Here is a 17,615-nt window from a genome sequence, read left to right as displayed (position 1 = left end):
GAAGGAGAGACACATGATGAAAGGCGGCATGGGCAATTTAATGAAGCAAGCCCAGCAAATGCAGGCAAATATGCAGAAGGCCCAGGAAGAACTGGCCAATATTGAGGTTGAAGGCATTGCAGCCAACGGCCTGGTAAAGGTGCTGATGACCTGTAAAAACGAAGTAAAGCGCGTGACACTGGATGACAGCGTCATGGACGATAAAGAAACGCTCGAAGACTTGCTGGTCATTGCGTTAAAGGATGCCACGGCAAAAGCAGAGGCAACTTCTTCAGCACGCCTGTCCAGCTACATGCCGGCAGGAATGAAACTGCCTTTCTGATCCTGGATTGACGCATCACGATGAAAAACCCGCCCGCGCTTGAACAGTTAATCGAAAGCCTGCGCTGCCTGCCGGGCGTGGGCCCGAAATCGGCGCAGCGCATGGCCTACTACCTGCTGCAGCGCGACAGGAAAGGTGCCAGCGGCCTGGCACTGGCCCTGGATAACGCATTGCAGGTGGTTGACCACTGCCGTCTCTGCAACACTTTCAGCGAACAGCCGGTATGCCCGTTATGCGAGTCGGCACAACGCGACAATAGCGTGCTGTGTGTCGTAGAAATGCCGACAGACCTGATGATGCTTGAAAATACGCGCGCCTATTCCGGCATGTATTTTGTGCTGATGGGGCGCCTGTCACCGCTTGATGGCGTCGGCCCTAAGGAAATTCATTTAGACAAACTGCTTAAACGTGCACAGGACGGTGTTGTGCAGGAAGTGATACTCGCCACCAATTACACGGTGGAAGGCGACGCCACCGCACATTACGTCAGTGAACTGCTGCGCGCGCGCGGCATCAAAGTAAGCCGTATCGCCCGCGGCATGCCGATGGGCGGCGAAATCGAGTATGTCGATACCGGCACGCTTGCCCAGGCAATGCTTGAGCGGCGCAGCGTATAGGGGCTACTTGCCGTTGATGAGCCGCAGCAACTCCAGGGGGGCATTCACGGAAACATCTGCGCCCCACTCGTCCGGACGATCGTCAGTACCCAGATAACCATATAGCGCCACCACTGTCTTCATACCAGCGGCCCTGCCCGCCTGGATATCGCGTTCAGCATCACCGACATACCAGCAACGATGCGGATTGATACCAGCCTGTTCGCAGGCAAGAAACAAGGTATCAGGATGCGGTTTGGGGCGTGACGCATCATCACCGCTCACGACACAGGCAGCACGTTCCAGCAAACCGATATTTTGCAGCAAAGGCTGTGTGAAACGTCGCGGCTTATTGGTCACGACCCCCCATGGCATGTTTTCCTCATCCAGCGCCGCCAGTAGCTCCGCCACCCCTGGAAACAGGACTGGCTTGCGCGTCAGCACCTGGTCATACAACGCCAGGTACTCTTCGCGCATCACATCAAAACGCGCATCTTCGGGCGTCAGGTCAAAACCTATGGACAACAAGCCTTTAGAGCCATGTGAAGCATAAGGGCGAATGACATCCAAAGGCAAAACAGCCATTCCATGCCGTTCGCGCTGCAAATTCAGCGCATAAGCCAGATCATGGGCGGTATCAACCAGGGTGCCGTCTAAATCAAATAGAATCATTTTAAAGCCACTATTATTCACTAAGGTGAGTATGCATCAGGTAGTTTACAGAGACATCATGCCCTAGGGAATAATGCTGGGTGATCGGGTTATAACTCATGCCGCGCAAGCCGGAAACATCCAGTCCTGCATTTCTGGCCCAGGTTGATAACTCAGATGGCTTGATGAACTTGGCATAATCGTGCGTGCCTTTTGGCAGCATGTTCAGTACGTATTCAGCACCGATCACCGCAAACAGATAAGCCTTGGGCGACCTGTTGATGGTGGAGAAAAACACTGCGCCTCCAGGTTTCACCAACCTGGCACAAGCCCTCACGATAGCTTCCGGATCAGGTACATGTTCCAGCATTTCCATACAGGTCACCACATCAAAACTGGCAGGCTGCTCATCGGCCAGCTGCTCAACCGACACCAGTCGGTAATCAACCTTTGAACCGCTTTCATACTGATGCAGCCTGGCAACATTAAGCGCCTTTTCTCCCAGGTCAATGCCAGTCACATCAGCGCCTTTGAAAAACATGGATTCGGACAGAATGCCGCCACCGCAGCCGACATCAAGCACTCGCTTGTTTTCCAGGCCTGCCATGCTGTCAATATAAGCCAGACGCAATGGATTGATCTCATGCAGCGGCTTGAATTCACTGTTCTTATCCCACCATTTGTGTGCCAGCTCACCGAATTTTTTCAATTCGATTTCATCGGCGTTCACTGTTTGTGCTGTTTTAGTTTCGGTTGCCATTTTTTAATAATTTCCTTTAACTCCAATGGTTCTATATTGGCATAGAGGCCATTGCTGTAACGCAGTTCTCCAGCAACCCATGTATGGGTTACATGTTCACGGCCACAGGTATAAACCAGATGTGAAACCGGGTCGTAACATGGGGATATAGTGAGCTCGTCTAACTTTACTGCAACAAGGTCAGCCTGTTTACCGACTTCAATCGTGCCGATTCTGTCATCCAGCCCTAACGCTTTAGCGGCATTGACCGTTGCCATCTCCAGCGCCTGATGCGCAGGCAGCGAAGCTGGGTCTTCGCTGGCACCTTTTGCCAGCAGCGCAGCAAGCCGCATCTCTGCAAACATATCAAGCCTGTTATTGCTGGCGGCACCATCAGTGCCGATCCCAACATTCACGTTGTTTTTCAGCAACAAAGACACAGGAGCGATGCCACTGCCTAATTTCAGGTTGGAACTTGGGCAATGGGCAATGTGACAACCATGCTCACGCAGCATGTCAATTTCGGACGGCAGCAAATGTACCCCATGCGCAGCCGTGAAATTAGGTCCCAGTAAACCGAGCGCAGCCAGTCTCCGGATTGGCCTTGCTCCAAACTCAGTTTCACTCTGGCTGATCTCATCACGCGTTTCGTGTAAGTGCGTGTGAATGCCTATGCTTAACTGCTCTGCATAGGTAATGATTTTTTCAAACGAGCGGTTGGATACCGTGTACGGGGCATGAGGCGCCATCGATGACGAAATCATGAGGTTGCCGCGCCAACTATCATGCGCTTCGAAGCCTTTTTGCAGGCAGTCATCGGCATCTGTGGCGTAACTGTTTGCAAATTCCGATACCAGCAAGCCCAGGTTTGCACGCATGCCGGACTGGTTCACAGCGGCAGCCGTCGCCTGCGGGAAAAAATACATATCATTAAAACAAGTAGTGCCGCCGCTTAACATCTCGGCACATGCATGCAGCGAGGCATCCTTCACATAATCATACGAGACCACAGCCCGCTCAGCAGGCCAGATATGCTGATTAAGCCACTGCATCAAAGGCAGGTCATCTGCGATACCGCGCATCAGATTCATTGCCGCATGCGTATGCAGGTTGATTAATCCTGGCATCAGGATATGCCCATCCAGGCTCACCCTGTCAGCACTTGTATACTGCGCCCTGGCCTGCTCCGTAGGTAACAGGTCGATGATAGTGTCATTCCGCACCATCACCGAGTAGTGCTCCAGAAACGGTACATCTTTAACAACCGTTGCCAGCCAGCGGGCCTCAATAATATGATCCACCTCGGCTGGCGCCAGATTTAAGTGTTTTAAATTCATGGCACCCATTTTACCAATAAAAAAGCCCCGCAATTGCGAGGCTTTTTACTAAAAACTTAAATTATTAAATTTAAGTATCAGATTGTATTACTTGCACTCATTCAATGCGTGCTGTCTTTCACCGCTAATCACTACGCGACGGTTAGGTGCCAGGCACTCAACCAATGCTTTCTTGCCTTTGACGCCGTCACAAGCAACTAAAGGTTGTGATTCACCTTTACCAACTGCGCGGATACGGCTAGCTTCGATACCATGTGATACGAGGTGTTGTTTAATCACTTCAGCACGTTTTTCTGAAAGTTTCTGGTTGTATTGCTCTGAACCGATACGGTCTGTATGGCCTGTCACTACAACTACGTCAAACTCTGGGTGAGCTTTCAATGTTGCAATCGCTTCATCCACTTCAGATACTGCATCGCCGTTCAGTTTGAACTTGTCAAAACCAAACAATCTTTCAGCCTGTAAAGTGATCGTTTCAAATTTTGGCTGGCATGGTTCTGGAGCAGCCACTGGAGCTGGTTCTGGAGCCGGTGCCGGTTCCGGTGCAGCGACAGGAGCTGGAGCCGGTGCTGGTTCAGCAACAGCAACAACCGGAGCTGGTGTACCGAAACGGAAAATACCGCCGATGCTTAACAATGTGTTACCGATTGTTTCGCGTGAATTGCCTGCAAAAATATTGCTGGTATTGATCACGTCTGCACGTGTCCATTGGTGACGCAAATCAGCTTGCAAGCCGAAATTGTCACTGAACAGGTATTGTGCACCCACACCGACGTTTGCCAGCCATGATGTGTTTGAATCGCTTACATCAGCTGTAGGATGGCTGTAATCAACGTTGTTGCGTGCAACACCCAAACCAGCCAGCAGGAATGGACGGAATTTATCGCGGCTGAACATATAAAGCGCATCTGCACTTAATGTCGTTTGTTTATAACGGCCGCCTACGTTTGCAATGTTGCTGTCTTCGCTGGCACGGTTGTAACCCAAACCAGCCTGGATGTCCCAATGCTCAGACAACTCTTTACCTAATTTCAGGAAGCCACCGCCACCGTTGTTAGCTTCTAAATCGCTATCTGTGTCCATATAGCTAAGACCTGGCAATGCATACCAAGCACCACGATACATATCTTCAGCGCTTGCTGCGAAGGCAGCCAAGCCCAATGAGGCCGCTACTGCGATATTGATCATATTTTTTTTCATTATTTACTCCTGGTTAAAGATAACTCCACACTCGAATAATACGCACAGATACGAGCTAACGCAATGCGAAAACCCATATAAACACGACAGAAAACCAAGCATTGTTGCATTTTCACAACATATCTACATGATTCTGCGAATCGCCCTGATTTTACCGGAATCAAGTGCTGACTTGCGCTGGTGTTCCATGCAGACGCCGCCCCTGAAACCTATATAATCCGGCGCTATTTCGCTGGCGCTTGCCACATGCTGCAAGTTAAGCGAACCGGCCAGACCGAATAGCAAACCCTGAGCCTGCACACGCTCAGCAAAAGCTTTAATTTCATCGACAGAAAAATAATCCAGAAAAGTGTTGCCGTTTTTTTCAGCGGTATCCAGCATTACGCCATAAAAACCGGCATTCCCGATTGCAGATATTACCGTTGACGGGTACTCGTATTCAGCAAACAATACGGCAACCAGCTTGGCACCGCTGCGGGCAATCGGCATCAATGCATCGATGCATGGCTGATAATCGGCCAAACCGGCGCTCAAGTCAGCAAAAAAACCGATTTTAATAATGTCCGCTTTAGTCTGCAGCAATGCCAGAACCCGCTCTCGCAGCAACTCCGGCTGCATCGGCAGATCACCCACCGTGGCACTGGTCAGCCTTCTTGCAGAAGGGCCTTTTGCATGGATAAAAGCCACAACCTCCGTGACGACTTCCAACGGCAGTGCGCCGAGGGCGCCCTGAACCGGATCTTTCAGATCAATAATATCGGCACCGCACTGCAATGCCATCTGCGCCTCTTGCAAAGAGGTAACACTGATTAAAAGCTGCGGCATATTCAGGCCAGATTCTCATTATTTAAGACAGCCTGGTGATTACTGACGGCCTCAGTCAGCCATGACCACGCCTCCAGCTCACGTTCCCCGGCTGTCTTATCTATTGCGATACGCAGGTAATCCATTTCCTGCTGGATTTTCTCCATCGGCAGCCTTTTCAGCCTGCTGACCAGCACCGCCAATTCAATAACAGCGGCCTGCGCGCGGTTGAAGCCCTGAAAAGCAGCATGCTGCGCCTCGTACACCACTTCCAGGAACAGCTGCGGCCTGAGCGGGTCATCTTCAACTTTGATCAGTTTCAATTCCTTATGGGCCAGGGTATCCGCCAGGCGAAATCCATGCACCTTTACTGCTGAGATAAGGTTCCATGGCTTGCGCCCGGTCAAGGCACCGGCAAACACACGCACATCGTCCGTCAAACTCAGTACGGCATGCCCTGTCGATAATATATTCTCCAATGTCGCTGATGGCTTATAAGGCGAAATGACCACCAGTCCATCCTGCATGCGTATGCCAAATGGCGTTGTATGCGCGGCACCTTGCGGGTTCACAGTGGTTACTATCGTTTCGTATATCATTTCATTACCTGTTTTTATCACGCTTTTCTTTCAAAGACGCTTCACGGTGGGCAGTTTTGGCAACCTTGTTCTGCACCTCGCTGGCAACGCCCCAATCAAGTTCCTGATCCTGGACATAGCGTTTTTTCAGTTGCCATGCAATCTGCGCACGCGCCAGCTCCACCCCAAGATAAAAGGCGTGCGAAGCATCATCATCGACTTTAAGGTGTGGATACAGCGCGAACGGGTCGGTGTGCTCGAATATACCGTCGCGGTTATAAACATGCATGCCGCTTTCACTCACCTGGATACGGAAACTGGGGTCTTTAATCTGCGCCGCAATCTCTTTGATTTCATCTTCGCTATAGGTAAATGGCCGCCTGTCATGCAAACCCAGCAAGCCATTGGTATAACCGCGCGGCAGCCTTTCGTCCTGCTTTGCCGCATACATCGTGCGCCTGGCAATGTCGGCTTCTGCAATCGCATTGACCGCATGCGGGCTCACCGAGGTTGCGAGCACGGCATTGATGTTCAGTTCGCTGATCATGCCGAACAGCATGGCATTAATCCCGGTTGTGTCCGCATCGGTAAGCTCAGTCAAATTACCGATGCCCATCATGACCTGAATATCGGGATATTTCTTACGCAGCTTCTGGTAACGCACAATAGAATCGGTCAAGCCGAAATGGATAGGATCCAGGATCGCATCCGCGATAAAAGGTTTTCCGGCCCGGAGACAGGCATCAATCGCACGATACAGCGATGGCAGGCTATGCGGTTTTGCCGGGATCAGCACTGGCGTAGCAGCCACTTCGCCAGCGATCCACAGCGTTTCTTCGGTAAGACTCAGCAGATAGTCTGCGCCGGCGCGGCCGGCAACGAGCAGATCATCGGTATTCAGGGAATCCACGCTAACCTTGAACCCAGCTGCCTTCAGCGCCTTGACCGTATCCGCCAGATGCGGGAAAGGCACGCTGGGCAAGCAGCCAATATCAATCACATTGGCGCCTTGTGCCTGAAAGTGCTTCGCTTTGAGGATAATCCCCTCAATGCTCAGGTAAGGTGCGTCAACGATTTCAGCAAAAATATCTACGCTGTAACGGCTCAGGTCGGGTGCGACGCCGGCGTGGCCGAAATACTGCGGCAAGTCTTTCAGGTCATTGGGGCCACGCTCTACCGGTATCCCATATTGCGCCTCCAGCCTGGAAAGGTCGCCCTGGCATAAACCGGGAACGATCACCTTGTCAGCATCACCGGTTTCTTTAAGCCTGCGCCCGATCAGATCCGAAGTCATTAATGCTGCAACCGATACGCCGATCTGTAGAATACGATATTTGAACGGAGGAGTTTTCGGATTACTCTGTACCTCGCTTAAAACCTTATTGAGGCTTTTTTCCGCAAGCTTGCCGGTCAGAAAAAGGAGATTCTGGGTCATGAGCGGGCACTATGCCAGTGTTTTCAACCTGTCCTGAACAGCCTGGGACAGGCTTTGCATATCTGCGACGACCGTAGTCACTTCGAACCTACTGAGCTTGCTGACATTTTCCAGGTCAATACCGCGCGGATATACCTTCACCACGTTCTCACGCGGCGCTTCAGACTCCAGCTCGGGTGCGGTATCGCATGCGAACACGATACTGGGCACCCGGGTCTTGCCGGCCTGCGCGTAAAGATTGGTGACCAGGCTATCAGAAAATCCGTAAGCCATCTTGGCAATCGTATTCGATGTGGCGGGCGCAATCACCAGCGTATGGTATTTGCCCTCATAAAACAGCTCTACCGGCACGCTGCTCGCGGTTTTATCCTGATAGACACGGTGGCCGGTATTGATCAGCTGTTCCTGAAACCCGTATTGCTGAATAATTTCCGCTGCGGCTTTGCTTAAAAAAACGTCAACATTTTTCAATGTCTGCAATATTGCAAGTGACTCACGCAGATAATGACCAGAGCCAGTAATGGCCCATGCCAGGCGTTGATTCATTCGTTCACCAACTTTCATACCGACACCAGCATCGCTGGCTATAAACTTACTGATTAGTCTTAATACTTGTCAGTTCTGGCGTTTGCATGCGTCGAGCCCATGCAAACGCTTAACATGCACTATGCTGCAAAAGGATGCTCAATAACTATCGTTTCGTCGCGCTCCGGACCCGTAGAAACAATCGCGATCGGCACGCCGCATACGGCTTCCAGACGCTTGAGGTAGTTCTGTGCATTTTTCGGCAGGCCATCCCAGGTCTTAACGCCGAACGTGCTCTCAGTCCAGCCCGGCAAAGTTTCATAGATTGGCTTGCAGCCGGCGACGTCATCAGCCCCTACCGGTAATAAATCGATTTTCCTGCCGTCAAGCTCGTAACCTGTGCAGATATTGAGTGACTCAATACCATCCAGTACATCCAGTTTGGTGATACACAAACCCGTCAGGCCGTTGATCATGGCTGAACGGCGCAGCGCTGCCGCATCAAACCAGCCACAGCGGCGCTTACGCTTGGTCACCGTGCCGATTTCCTGGCCTTTGTTAGACATCTGGTAACCGGGCGTACCTGCAGTCTCGATATCAAGCTCGCTCGGGAAAGGTCCGCCGCCGACGCGTGTCGTGTAGGCTTTGGTAATGCCCAGTACATAATGCAGCATATTGGCACCGACACCGGTTCCTGCTGATGCTTGACCCGCGATACAGTTGCTAGATGTCACATAAGGGTATGTACCATGGTCAATATCGAGCAACGTTCCCTGTGCGCCCTCAAACAGCAGGTTCTCTCCTCTGGCATTGGCTGCATAGATCTCCGCGGACACATCTGCAATCATCGGCTTCAAGGCAATGGCATGCTGCATGCTGGCATCATATTGCTGATTGAAATCCACGGCTTTGGCACCCAGGTAATTGGTCAGCACAAAGTTGTGATAATCCATCACTTCACGCAGTTTTTCGGCAAAACGCTCCGGGTAAAACAAGTCATAGGCACGTAATGCACGGCGTGCAACTTTGTCTTCATAGGTCGGGCCAATGCCCTTGCCGGTGGTGCCGATCTTTTTATCGGCACTGCGTTTGGCTTCACGCGCCACATCCACAGCAACATGATGGCTCAGGATGAGTGGGCAGCCGGGGCTGACCTTCAGGCGATTCTTCACTTCCAGGCCATCTTTCTCCAGGGCTGCAATCTCGCTCAGCAAATGCCCTGCATCCAATACGACACCATTGCCGATATAGCAGTTAACGCCGGCACGGACAATACCTGATGGCACGAGGTTAAGTTTGTAAACACGCTGTGCGTCGCCCTGGCCCACCACTAAAGTATGGCCCGCGTTATGGCCACCCTGAAAACGCACCACACCTTGCGCGTGGTCTGTCAGCCAATCCACGATTTTACCTTTACCTTCATCGCCCCACTGGGTACCGATGACGACTACATTTTTTGCTGCTTTATTTGCCATAACGTCGACTTTTTAATTTAATGTTAATATTCAAATGGTTAACAATGCCGCAACTAACGGCACTACTGATTATCTTTGCTGATTATCTTTTAAGGTTTCGCAATATCCACGACATGCCAGCCGGAATTGTAATGCTCAAGTTTTTTATGGCAGTTCAATTCTGCAAAATCAGGCTTAACACCCGGAAGCTCCTGAACGACCACATGGCCTTCAGCCCTAAGTGCATCGATTTTGGCAGTCAGCGTACTGTCATTTGCCGCTGGCGCGAAAATCGCCATTTCCGGCTGTGCCGGCGGCAACGCTGTCACCACCCCCCGCAGGTCAAGGCTGAATCCGGTCGCCGGGCGCGCGCGGCCAAAAGCCTGCCCGACCTCGTCATAACGGCCACCAAGCGCCAAGGGGCCTTTGTAGCCTTGTGCATAGGCTGCAAACACGATGCCGCTGTGGTAGTGATAACCACGCAGCTCGCTCAAATCAAAACTCACGCTCACGCCAAGATCCTGCAGACCATGCGCCACCTGTTCAAGGCTGCTTAAGGCCTGCGTGATGGCAGGCGTTGGCGGCAGCAATCTGGCCGCTTGCGCCAGGATGCTTTTATCGCCATTCAACTCGGTCAGGTTGAGCAAGGCTTCACGCGTTGTCTTATCCAGCGCTTTGGTCAGCGCAGCAACAGCAGACTGGTCCTTGCCTTTTAACGCAGCATACAAGTCCTGCTCTAGTTGAGGGTTCACCTGGCTGGACTCGATCAGGCTGCCGAACACATTGACATGGCTGAAATCAAGGTGCACCTGCTCAATACCGATGGCGTGCAATGCCTTGATCAGCAGGCGCTGAATCTCTATATCGCTGGCGATTTCCGCATGCCCGTACAGTTCTGCGCCTAATTGCAGCGGCTCACGCGTCTGTGCCAGCCCATCCGGCTTGGTGCGTAAAACGCTGCCCGCATAGCACAAGCGCGTAATGCCCTGATGATTCAGCAGATGCGCATCTATACGGGCAGCCTGCGGTGTCATGTCGGCGCGCACGCCCATGGAGCGCCCGGTCAGCTGATCCACGACTTTAAAGGTTGCAAGGTCAAGATCATGCCCGACACCGGTAATCAGCGATTCCATATATTCCAGCATAGGCGGGATCACATATTGATAGCCATGCACCTTAAACAGGTCCAATAACCTGCGGCGCAGTGTTTCAATACGTGCCGCCTCTGCGGGCAAAACGTCTTCTATGTATTCTGGCAGTAACCAATTACGCATTATCATCATCACTTTTTACAAGTAACCGCTTCAGCATCAACACGATCACCATCGATGCCTGGAGCGATTGCCCGGAACTATTACTTACTTAATAAAATTAATATCAAACCACCGACTATCGATGCAAGGCCAACAAAACGCAACTGGCCGTCTTTAAGCTCCACCATGCGTTTGAATGTATCACGCCATGCCTGCGGCAACAGCAACGGCAAGATGCCTTCGATCACCAGCATCAATCCCAGCGCGGTTAACAATACATTCTTCATGCGGATAGCCGATGACTACTTTTTAGGGCTTCGCATATATTTAAAGAAATCAGAGTTCGGATCCAGCACCATCACGTCACTCTTGCTCTTGAAGCTGTTCTTGTAAGCTTCCTGGCTGCGGTAAAACGCATAGAACTCAGGGTTGTGGCTATAGGACTGATTGTAAATCTCTGAGGCTTTTGCATCACCCTCACCTTTTGTCTTCTGAGCTTCACGATAGGCTTCAGCAATGATCACCTCACGCTGCTTATCGGCATCTGCACGAATCTTTTCAGACGCAGCCGCACCTTCAGAGCGCAATTGGTTAGCAAGACGCTTACGCTCGGCGATCATGCGGTCAAATACCGACTTGCTGATTTCTTCTGAGTAATCCACACGTTTCAAGCGGACATCGACCACCTCGATACCCATCTGGCGCGCTTCCAGATCAGCCTTTTTGCGCAGGTTATCCATGATCACGCCACGCTCGCCGGCAATCACATCATGTACGGTACGAATGCCGAACTCACTTCTCAAGCCCGCATTCACTACTTTTGACAATCGGTCTTCCGCAGCGATTTCCCCACCCTCTTTAATCGAAACATAATACTTTTTCGGGTCGACAATACGCCATTTGACAAAAGAATCCACCATCATGTATTTGTTTTCACTGGTGATGAACTTCGCCGGCTGCTCCCAATCAAGCGTCAGGATGCGGTTATCAAAATATTTAAGGTTATCTACAAACGGCACTTTAAAATAAAGCCCCGGTTCTTTCTTGACAGCGACGATCTCACCCAGGCGCTGCACCAGAACGTATTGTGTCTGGTTCACCGTAAATGCTGACAATGACAGCAACACCAGAACCATCACCACGACAATAAGAATATTTTTTGAATTTTTCATATTATTCCTTACCTGCTTTCTCTGTCACGGCTACGCAATGCATCACGTGATCGCTCCCCGGCTGCAGGCTGGCTCGCCGCTGGTACGGCATCAGGCTGCGGATTGAGAGACTGAAGGGACTGCGACTGCTGCGCACCATCATTGCCAGAAGCGCTGATCAGTTTATCCAATGGCAAGTACAGCAAGCTGTTACCGGACTTCTGGTCAACGATCACTTTACTTACGCTAGACATGATCTGCTCCTGCGCATCCAGGTAGAGACGCTGGCGCGTGACTTCAGGCGCTTTGTTATATTGAGCGAGAATCTGGTCGAAACGGCTCGCGTTACCACGCGCTTCACTTTCAATTTTCAATTTATAACCGGCAGCCTCGGCCAGCAGGCGTGACGCCGTACCGCGGGCTTTTGGTATCACGTCATTGGCATAAGCCTGGCCTTCATTGATCTGGCGCTGGTTATCCTGGTTTGCCCGGTTAACGTCTTCAAATGCTTCCTGCACCTGCTCAGGCGGCTGTGCGCTTTGCAAAGATACGCTGATGATCTTCACGCCGGTTTTATAACTGTCAAGTATCACCTGCATGCGTTCTGAAGTGTCAGCCAGGCCTTTTTGCAACAGGTCATCCAGCTTGTTCTTGCCCACCACTTCACGAATAGCCGTTTCAGCTGCCGACATCACGGCATCGTCCGTGGCACGGTTGCTGAACAGGTAATCTTTTGCATTATTGAGATTATATTGCACCGCGAACTGCAGATCGATGATATTTTCGTCTTCAGTCAGCATTAAAGATTCTTTTGGCAGCCTTGTTTTGCCGCCGCTACCTTCCGCATTGCTCCTGTAGCCGACTTCGAGTCTGCGCACCTGTTCCATATTCACAACCTGAACACTCTCTATCGGGTAAGGCAGATGCCAGCGTGGGCCAGGTGAAGTCACTTCATCCTGAACCTTGCCGAATCGCTGCACTACGCCAAGCGAACCCTGGTCAACAATGTAAAAGCCGGTGCCCAGCCAGATAAGGCCAACCAAACCGAATATAGGCAACAATGGCAGATTGACGTTTGCAGGCTGTGGCCGACTGGATTGCGGATTTGATTGATGACCGCCACCCTTGCCAAACAAGGTGTTAATTTTGCGGCTCAAGTCACGCATCACCTCATCAAGGTCTGGCGGACCTTCATTATTTTGTGCTCTCCAACCAGGAAATTTAATCATTCACTACTCCAAAAAACATTTGTTAATTATCATCAAACTAAGTTACTTACCGATACAGCATTAATTTAACTAAATTAATTTAACCAACTTAAGTTATGCGTACGCACTTTCTTCGGTGCTTTGCTTTTGTAAATACTGATAATGTTCTGCCATTGCTAACCTCAGCAGATCCATTCCCTCTCCTGTTTTGGCTGATACATGCAAAGTCGAAATTCTACCACATTCATCACGCGCCAATGCAGGCTCCAGGCCTGCACGGTCAATTTGATTATGCACCAGAATCTGCGGCACTTTAGCGGCGCCGATCTCCTGCAGCACTTTATTGACCTGTGCAATCTGCTCATCTCGGTTACTGCTGGCCGTATCGACAATATGCAGCAGCAAGTCTGCCTGTGCCGCCTCTTCCAGCGTTGCGCCGAAGGCTTCGACCAGCGCGTGCGGCAGATGCTTGATGAAACCTACCGTATCGGAAAGCACCACCTGCCCACAGCCCTCGATATAGATTTTATGCGTGGTGGTATCCAGCGTTGCAAACAACTGATCCGCCGCGTAGATATTTGCCTTGGTCAGGCGATTGAAAATGGTGGATTTCCCGGCATTGGTATAACCGACCAGGGATACCGTCATCACATTGGAACGTTTACGGGCACGGCGCTGCATTCCGCGCTGGGATTTGAGCTTGAGCAGTTTCTCCCGCAGCTGTTTTACGCGCACACGCAGCATACGCCGATCCAGCTCCAGCTGTGTCTCGCCAGGACCGCCGCGCACGCCGATACCGCCTTTTTGACGTTCAAGGTGGGTCCAGCCACGCACCAGGCGCGTAGACAAATGTTCAAGCTGCGCCAGCTCCACCTGCAGCTTACCTTCATGCGTCTGTGCACGCTGACTGAAGATATCGAGGATCAAACCGGTCCTATCCACCACGCGCGCCTGCAGCAAACGCTCCAGGTTGCGCTGCTGCGAAGGTGTCAGGTCATGGTTAAACACGGCAATATTGGATTCTGCTGCACGCATCGCCTGCAGCAACTCATCCGCTTTACCGCTGCCGATAAATAGCTTGGCATCAGGCGTCGAGCGCTTGCCTTCAATAGTGCCCTGCACAGCCAAACCTGCACTCAGGCTTAACTGACGAAGCTCTTCGAGGCTTTCCTGATAGTCGCTCTCTCCGAAATCAACACTGACCAGAATAGCGGACTCGCCGCCACTTGGCCTTTCAAACAAATCTTTCAATGCTTAATCATCACCTTCCGACAAGCCGATACTGACTGCACGTGCAGGTACGATAGTAGAAATGGCATGTTTATAAACCATTTGAGTGACAGTATTTTTGAGCAGTATGACGTACTGATCGAATGAGTCTACCTGACCTTGCAGTTTGATACCATTAACGAGATAGATAGATACGGCGACATGTTCTTTACGTAAAGCGTTAAGGAATGGGTCTTGTAACATTTGCCCTTTTTGATTCATGGTGTCTCCTATTGTTTGGAGTTAAATAAAAGTGATTAAATTAAAGTACTGACTACATTTACTATTTTTGCGCACACATTGCAATACTACTCTCGTTCAGAGTAAGAACAACTCAAATCGTTCTCTTTTTACTGAAATTAACTATTCAAGACTTTTTTACCAAAACAAAAGCATGGGCCAGCCCTGAAAGGTCAGCAGCACAATCGTCATTCCGGTACGCACGTAAGCCAATAGCCGTCAGTCAAACCATTAAAGAATCATCCAGGTAAAATATGTACGCTGAAGTGTACATCCTGTATATGAAGACCTCTATGAGAAAAAACAAGAGGGCTAACGAGCAAAAAATATTCGCCCGTTATTTTCTATTTAAATTCGCCGATCCTGGCCAGCACCTCTTCCCGCCCCAGCAAAGCCATCACCTGGTCAATGCTCGGGGATTGCGCAATCCCCGTCAGCAGGACGCGCAACGGCATTGCCACCTTGGGAAACTTCAGCTGAAACTCGGTCACGACATCATTGATGGCATGGTGAATCGCCTCTGCATTCCAGTCTACTGCATGCAGCAGCGCTGATAATTTTTCCAGGGCGGGCTTGATATCCGCGACCAGGTGTTTTTCAGCCGCCGCCTGATCAATGATCGGTTTATGGTAGAAATAAACGATGCTCTCCGCCAACTCGTTCAGCGTGCTTGCACGCTCTTTATATAAATCAATCACTGCAGATAAATCCGGCGCAGCAGTCACCGCAACATTGAGTTGAGCCAGGCGCGCAGTAATATCATTCACTAGAGAGCCTTTATCGGCCAGCTTAATGTAATGTGCATTCAGCCATTTCAGTTTTTCGGTATTGAATTGCGCGGCTGATGGCGTGATGTGATCCAGGTCGAACCATTCACAGAACTGCTGCATGCTGAATATTTCCTCATCGCCGTGGCTCCAGCCCAGACGCGCCAGGTAGTTAAGCACAGCCTCAGGCAGGTATCCGTCTTCATGATATTGCATGACGCTCACAGCACCATGGCGCTTGGACAGCTTTTGCCCGTCATCACCCAGAATCATGGATAAATGTGCGTATTGCGGAATGGTGGCGCCCAGGGCTTTCAGCATATTGATCTGACGCGGCGTATTATTCACATGGTCGTCACCCCTGATGACCTGCGTAATCCCCATCTCCCAATCATCGACAACCACACAGAAGTTATAGGTAGGCGTACCGTCTGCCCGCGCAATGATCAGGTCATCCAGCTCCTGGTTGCCAATGCTGATCTCGCCTTTCACCAGGTCGTTCCAGACCACGTAGCCGTCTTTAGGGTTTTTAAAGCGAATTACCGGCGGAACATCAGCAGGCGGCGCAGGCAATACCTTATCCGCCTCCGGGCGCCAGCGTCCGTCATAGCGTGGCTTTAAACCCTGCTGCATCTGGCTTTCGCGCAACGCTTCCAGTTCTTCTTTTGTAGAATAGCAATAGTAAGCAGAGCCATCCTGCAGCATTTTCTGGATGACTTCCTTATAGCGATCCATGCGCTGCATCTGGTAGAAAGGGCCTTCGTCATAATCCAGCCCCAGCCAGTTCATGCCATCCAGTATCGCCTGCACCGCCTCAGGCGTGCTGCGGGCAACATCGGTATCTTCGATACGCAGGATAAATTTCCCGCCATGCTTTTTGGCAAAAGCCCATGAAAACAATGCGGTTCGGGCACCGCCAATGTGGAGAAAGCCGGTTGGGCTAGGAGCAAAACGTGTACGAACAGTCATAATTGAGCAGAACTTAACCATAAATTTAATCAGCCCGCATTTTATCATGTAGAAACTGCCAGCTTGCGATTAAAGCCATGTTAAATCATCTAAATTTAGATGATTGCCAGTGTTGATTGGCATATTAATTGCGTCATTGATTTACCGCTATTGAGAACTTCAAGTAATTCATGAGCATTCTGCACAAAATATTCAGCCCCCCGTCAGAACCTGAGAATGGAATATCCGCTGCATGGATTGCTGATTTATCAAGCATGGACGACATTTGCGCCATTGAGGTCCTGACAGAAAAATTAGCGCATGATTTTCAGCAGCATGTATTCTGCAATGCGCAAAACATAGAGGCATTAACTTCCATCGACGGAAAAACGCACAGCATTGTCGAAAGAATCACACAATATTACGCTGTGATCGAAAATATCGATCATGACCTGAAAATACGCATCTCAAATGCCGTATTTTTATATCACCTCCAGTTGTTCAGGATTTATGTTGGATTGAGCAGAAATCTATCACATACCAATCAGCGCACATTGCATATTGTGCTCTCCCGGGCTCTGAAAAATGCAACCCAGATGATCAAATGGCAACCCTACAACCTGCATCATGAACCAGCCAATTTCTGGTCAGAGATTTCAGGCATATTCAAAGCCGCCGAACAACTTGCCTTGTTAACCGCAAAAATACAATCTTATTGCGGCCAGGAACCCACATCATTGTCCAGCGCCTATATTCAGGCTTGCATGCTGGGGTCTGTACAGACCATCGAATTCAGGCCGCAGCAAATTGAGATCGTCAGCAGGCTTTTATCCGCATGGGCTTCAAAAATATCGATTGATACCGCTTATGATGCAAAGCACCATCTGTTTTATGTAGACACGGCAGCCAACGTTCCCGCCAGGCGCATCAAGGATTTTAGCGCTGCCGACAGCCATCGCTACTGGTGTTTTGAAGATGTAAACTCAAAGATCGAGCTATGCAGACTGCTTATCGAATACAAGATCTCGCCGAAACAGCGTCAAATAAAAGAACTGATTTCGGAAAAATATGCTGCCGAAACACTTGCGGCGCTCGCGGCCGAATGGTCGCACACAGCATTACAGACAGTCTAATGACG

At 50.6% G+C, this 17,615-nt stretch carries 19 protein-coding genes; 3 read left to right on the top strand and 16 right to left on the bottom strand.

Going from position 1 to position 17,615, the window contains the following annotated elements; all coding sequences use genetic code 11:
• Nucleotides 1-13 precede the first annotated feature (13 nt).
• Both GQ51_RS01560 and recR read left to right on the top strand, forming a co-directional pair.
• Nucleotides 14-322: a YbaB/EbfC family nucleoid-associated protein gene (locus GQ51_RS01560; protein WP_047548954.1), complete on the top strand. Its 309-nt coding sequence runs from the start codon at nt 14-16 to the stop codon at nt 320-322.
• A gap of 20 nt (nt 323-342) precedes the next feature.
• Nucleotides 343-939: a recombination mediator RecR gene (gene recR / locus GQ51_RS01555; RefSeq protein WP_047548951.1), complete on the top strand. Its 597-nt coding sequence runs from the start codon at nt 343-345 to the stop codon at nt 937-939.
• Nucleotides 940-942: 3 nt separating this feature from the next.
• Here recR and GQ51_RS01550 read toward each other — a convergent pair whose 3' ends face one another.
• From GQ51_RS01550 to gltX, 16 genes are all read right to left on the bottom strand, one after another.
• Entirely contained in the window at nt 943-1,590 is a 648-nt protein-coding gene (locus tag GQ51_RS01550) for an HAD family hydrolase (protein WP_047548948.1), read from the bottom strand.
• Between the two features lie 13 nt (nt 1,591-1,603).
• Nucleotides 1,604-2,329, bottom strand: a complete 726-nt coding sequence (gene ubiG / locus GQ51_RS01545) for a bifunctional 2-polyprenyl-6-hydroxyphenol methylase/3-demethylubiquinol 3-O-methyltransferase UbiG (protein ID WP_047548945.1) — start codon at nt 2,327-2,329, stop codon at nt 1,604-1,606.
• Nucleotides 2,296-3,645, bottom strand: coding sequence for a TRZ/ATZ family hydrolase (locus tag GQ51_RS01540; RefSeq protein WP_047553531.1), 1,350 nt, complete (start codon nt 3,643-3,645; stop codon nt 2,296-2,298). The genes ubiG and GQ51_RS01540 overlap by 34 nt, the downstream gene beginning before the upstream one ends.
• An 87-nt stretch (nt 3,646-3,732) precedes the next feature.
• Complete coding sequence (locus GQ51_RS01535; protein ID WP_047548942.1) at nt 3,733-4,845, bottom strand: outer membrane beta-barrel protein; 1,113 nt, start codon at nt 4,843-4,845, stop codon at nt 3,733-3,735.
• A 123-nt stretch (nt 4,846-4,968) separates the two neighbouring features.
• Entirely contained in the window at nt 4,969-5,670 is a 702-nt protein-coding gene (locus tag GQ51_RS01530; protein WP_047548939.1) for a (5-formylfuran-3-yl)methyl phosphate synthase, read from the bottom strand.
• Nucleotides 5,671-5,672: 2 nt separating this feature from the next.
• Nucleotides 5,673-6,248: a DUF447 domain-containing protein gene (locus GQ51_RS01525; protein WP_047548936.1), complete on the bottom strand. Its 576-nt coding sequence runs from the start codon at nt 6,246-6,248 to the stop codon at nt 5,673-5,675.
• Between the two features lie 4 nt (nt 6,249-6,252).
• On the bottom strand, nt 6,253-7,662 hold the full coding sequence (locus GQ51_RS01520; protein WP_047548932.1) for a DUF6513 domain-containing protein: 1,410 nt from the start codon (nt 7,660-7,662) through the stop codon (nt 6,253-6,255).
• Nucleotides 7,663-7,671: 9 nt separating this feature from the next.
• A complete protein-coding gene (locus GQ51_RS01515; RefSeq protein WP_047553529.1) occupies nt 7,672-8,208 on the bottom strand; it encodes a flavoprotein in 537 nt (178 codons plus the stop codon).
• A gap of 119 nt (nt 8,209-8,327) precedes the next feature.
• Nucleotides 8,328-9,662, bottom strand: a complete 1,335-nt coding sequence (locus GQ51_RS01510; RefSeq protein WP_047548929.1) for an adenylosuccinate synthase — start codon at nt 9,660-9,662, stop codon at nt 8,328-8,330.
• 89 nt (nt 9,663-9,751) lie between these two features.
• Nucleotides 9,752-10,915 carry an ATP phosphoribosyltransferase regulatory subunit gene (locus GQ51_RS01505; protein WP_047553526.1) on the bottom strand — a complete coding sequence of 388 codons (1,164 nt, stop codon included), beginning with the start codon at nt 10,913-10,915 and terminating at the stop codon, nt 9,752-9,754.
• A gap of 80 nt (nt 10,916-10,995) precedes the next feature.
• Nucleotides 10,996-11,181, bottom strand: coding sequence for a DUF2065 domain-containing protein (locus GQ51_RS01500; RefSeq protein WP_047548926.1), 186 nt, complete (start codon nt 11,179-11,181; stop codon nt 10,996-10,998).
• Nucleotides 11,182-11,196: 15 nt separating this feature from the next.
• Nucleotides 11,197-12,066, bottom strand: coding sequence for a protease modulator HflC (hflC, locus tag GQ51_RS01495; RefSeq protein ID WP_047548923.1), 870 nt, complete (start codon nt 12,064-12,066; stop codon nt 11,197-11,199).
• Nucleotides 12,067-12,074: 8 nt separating this feature from the next.
• Nucleotides 12,075-13,274, bottom strand: coding sequence for an FtsH protease activity modulator HflK (gene hflK, locus GQ51_RS01490; protein WP_047548920.1), 1,200 nt, complete (start codon nt 13,272-13,274; stop codon nt 12,075-12,077).
• Nucleotides 13,275-13,367: 93 nt separating this feature from the next.
• Nucleotides 13,368-14,495 carry a GTPase HflX gene (hflX, locus tag GQ51_RS01485; RefSeq protein WP_047553524.1) on the bottom strand — a complete coding sequence of 376 codons (1,128 nt, stop codon included), beginning with the start codon at nt 14,493-14,495 and terminating at the stop codon, nt 13,368-13,370.
• A gap of 12 nt (nt 14,496-14,507) precedes the next feature.
• A complete protein-coding gene (gene hfq, locus GQ51_RS01480) occupies nt 14,508-14,744 on the bottom strand; it encodes an RNA chaperone Hfq (protein ID WP_047548917.1) in 237 nt (78 codons plus the stop codon).
• A gap of 362 nt (nt 14,745-15,106) precedes the next feature.
• A complete protein-coding gene (gene gltX / locus GQ51_RS01475) occupies nt 15,107-16,498 on the bottom strand; it encodes a glutamate--tRNA ligase (RefSeq protein ID WP_047553516.1) in 1,392 nt (463 codons plus the stop codon).
• 170 nt (nt 16,499-16,668) lie between these two features.
• Here gltX and GQ51_RS01470 point away from each other — a divergent pair, with 170 nt between their 5' ends.
• On the top strand, nt 16,669-17,610 hold the full coding sequence (locus GQ51_RS01470; protein ID WP_052177637.1) for a hypothetical protein: 942 nt from the start codon (nt 16,669-16,671) through the stop codon (nt 17,608-17,610).
• Nucleotides 17,611-17,615: the final 5 nt, after the last annotated feature.

Source organism: Methylotenera sp. G11 (genome assembly GCF_000799735.1).
Lineage (GTDB): Bacteria > Pseudomonadota > Gammaproteobacteria > Burkholderiales > Methylophilaceae > Methylotenera.
This window is presented reverse-complemented; position numbering and strand designations above follow the sequence as displayed.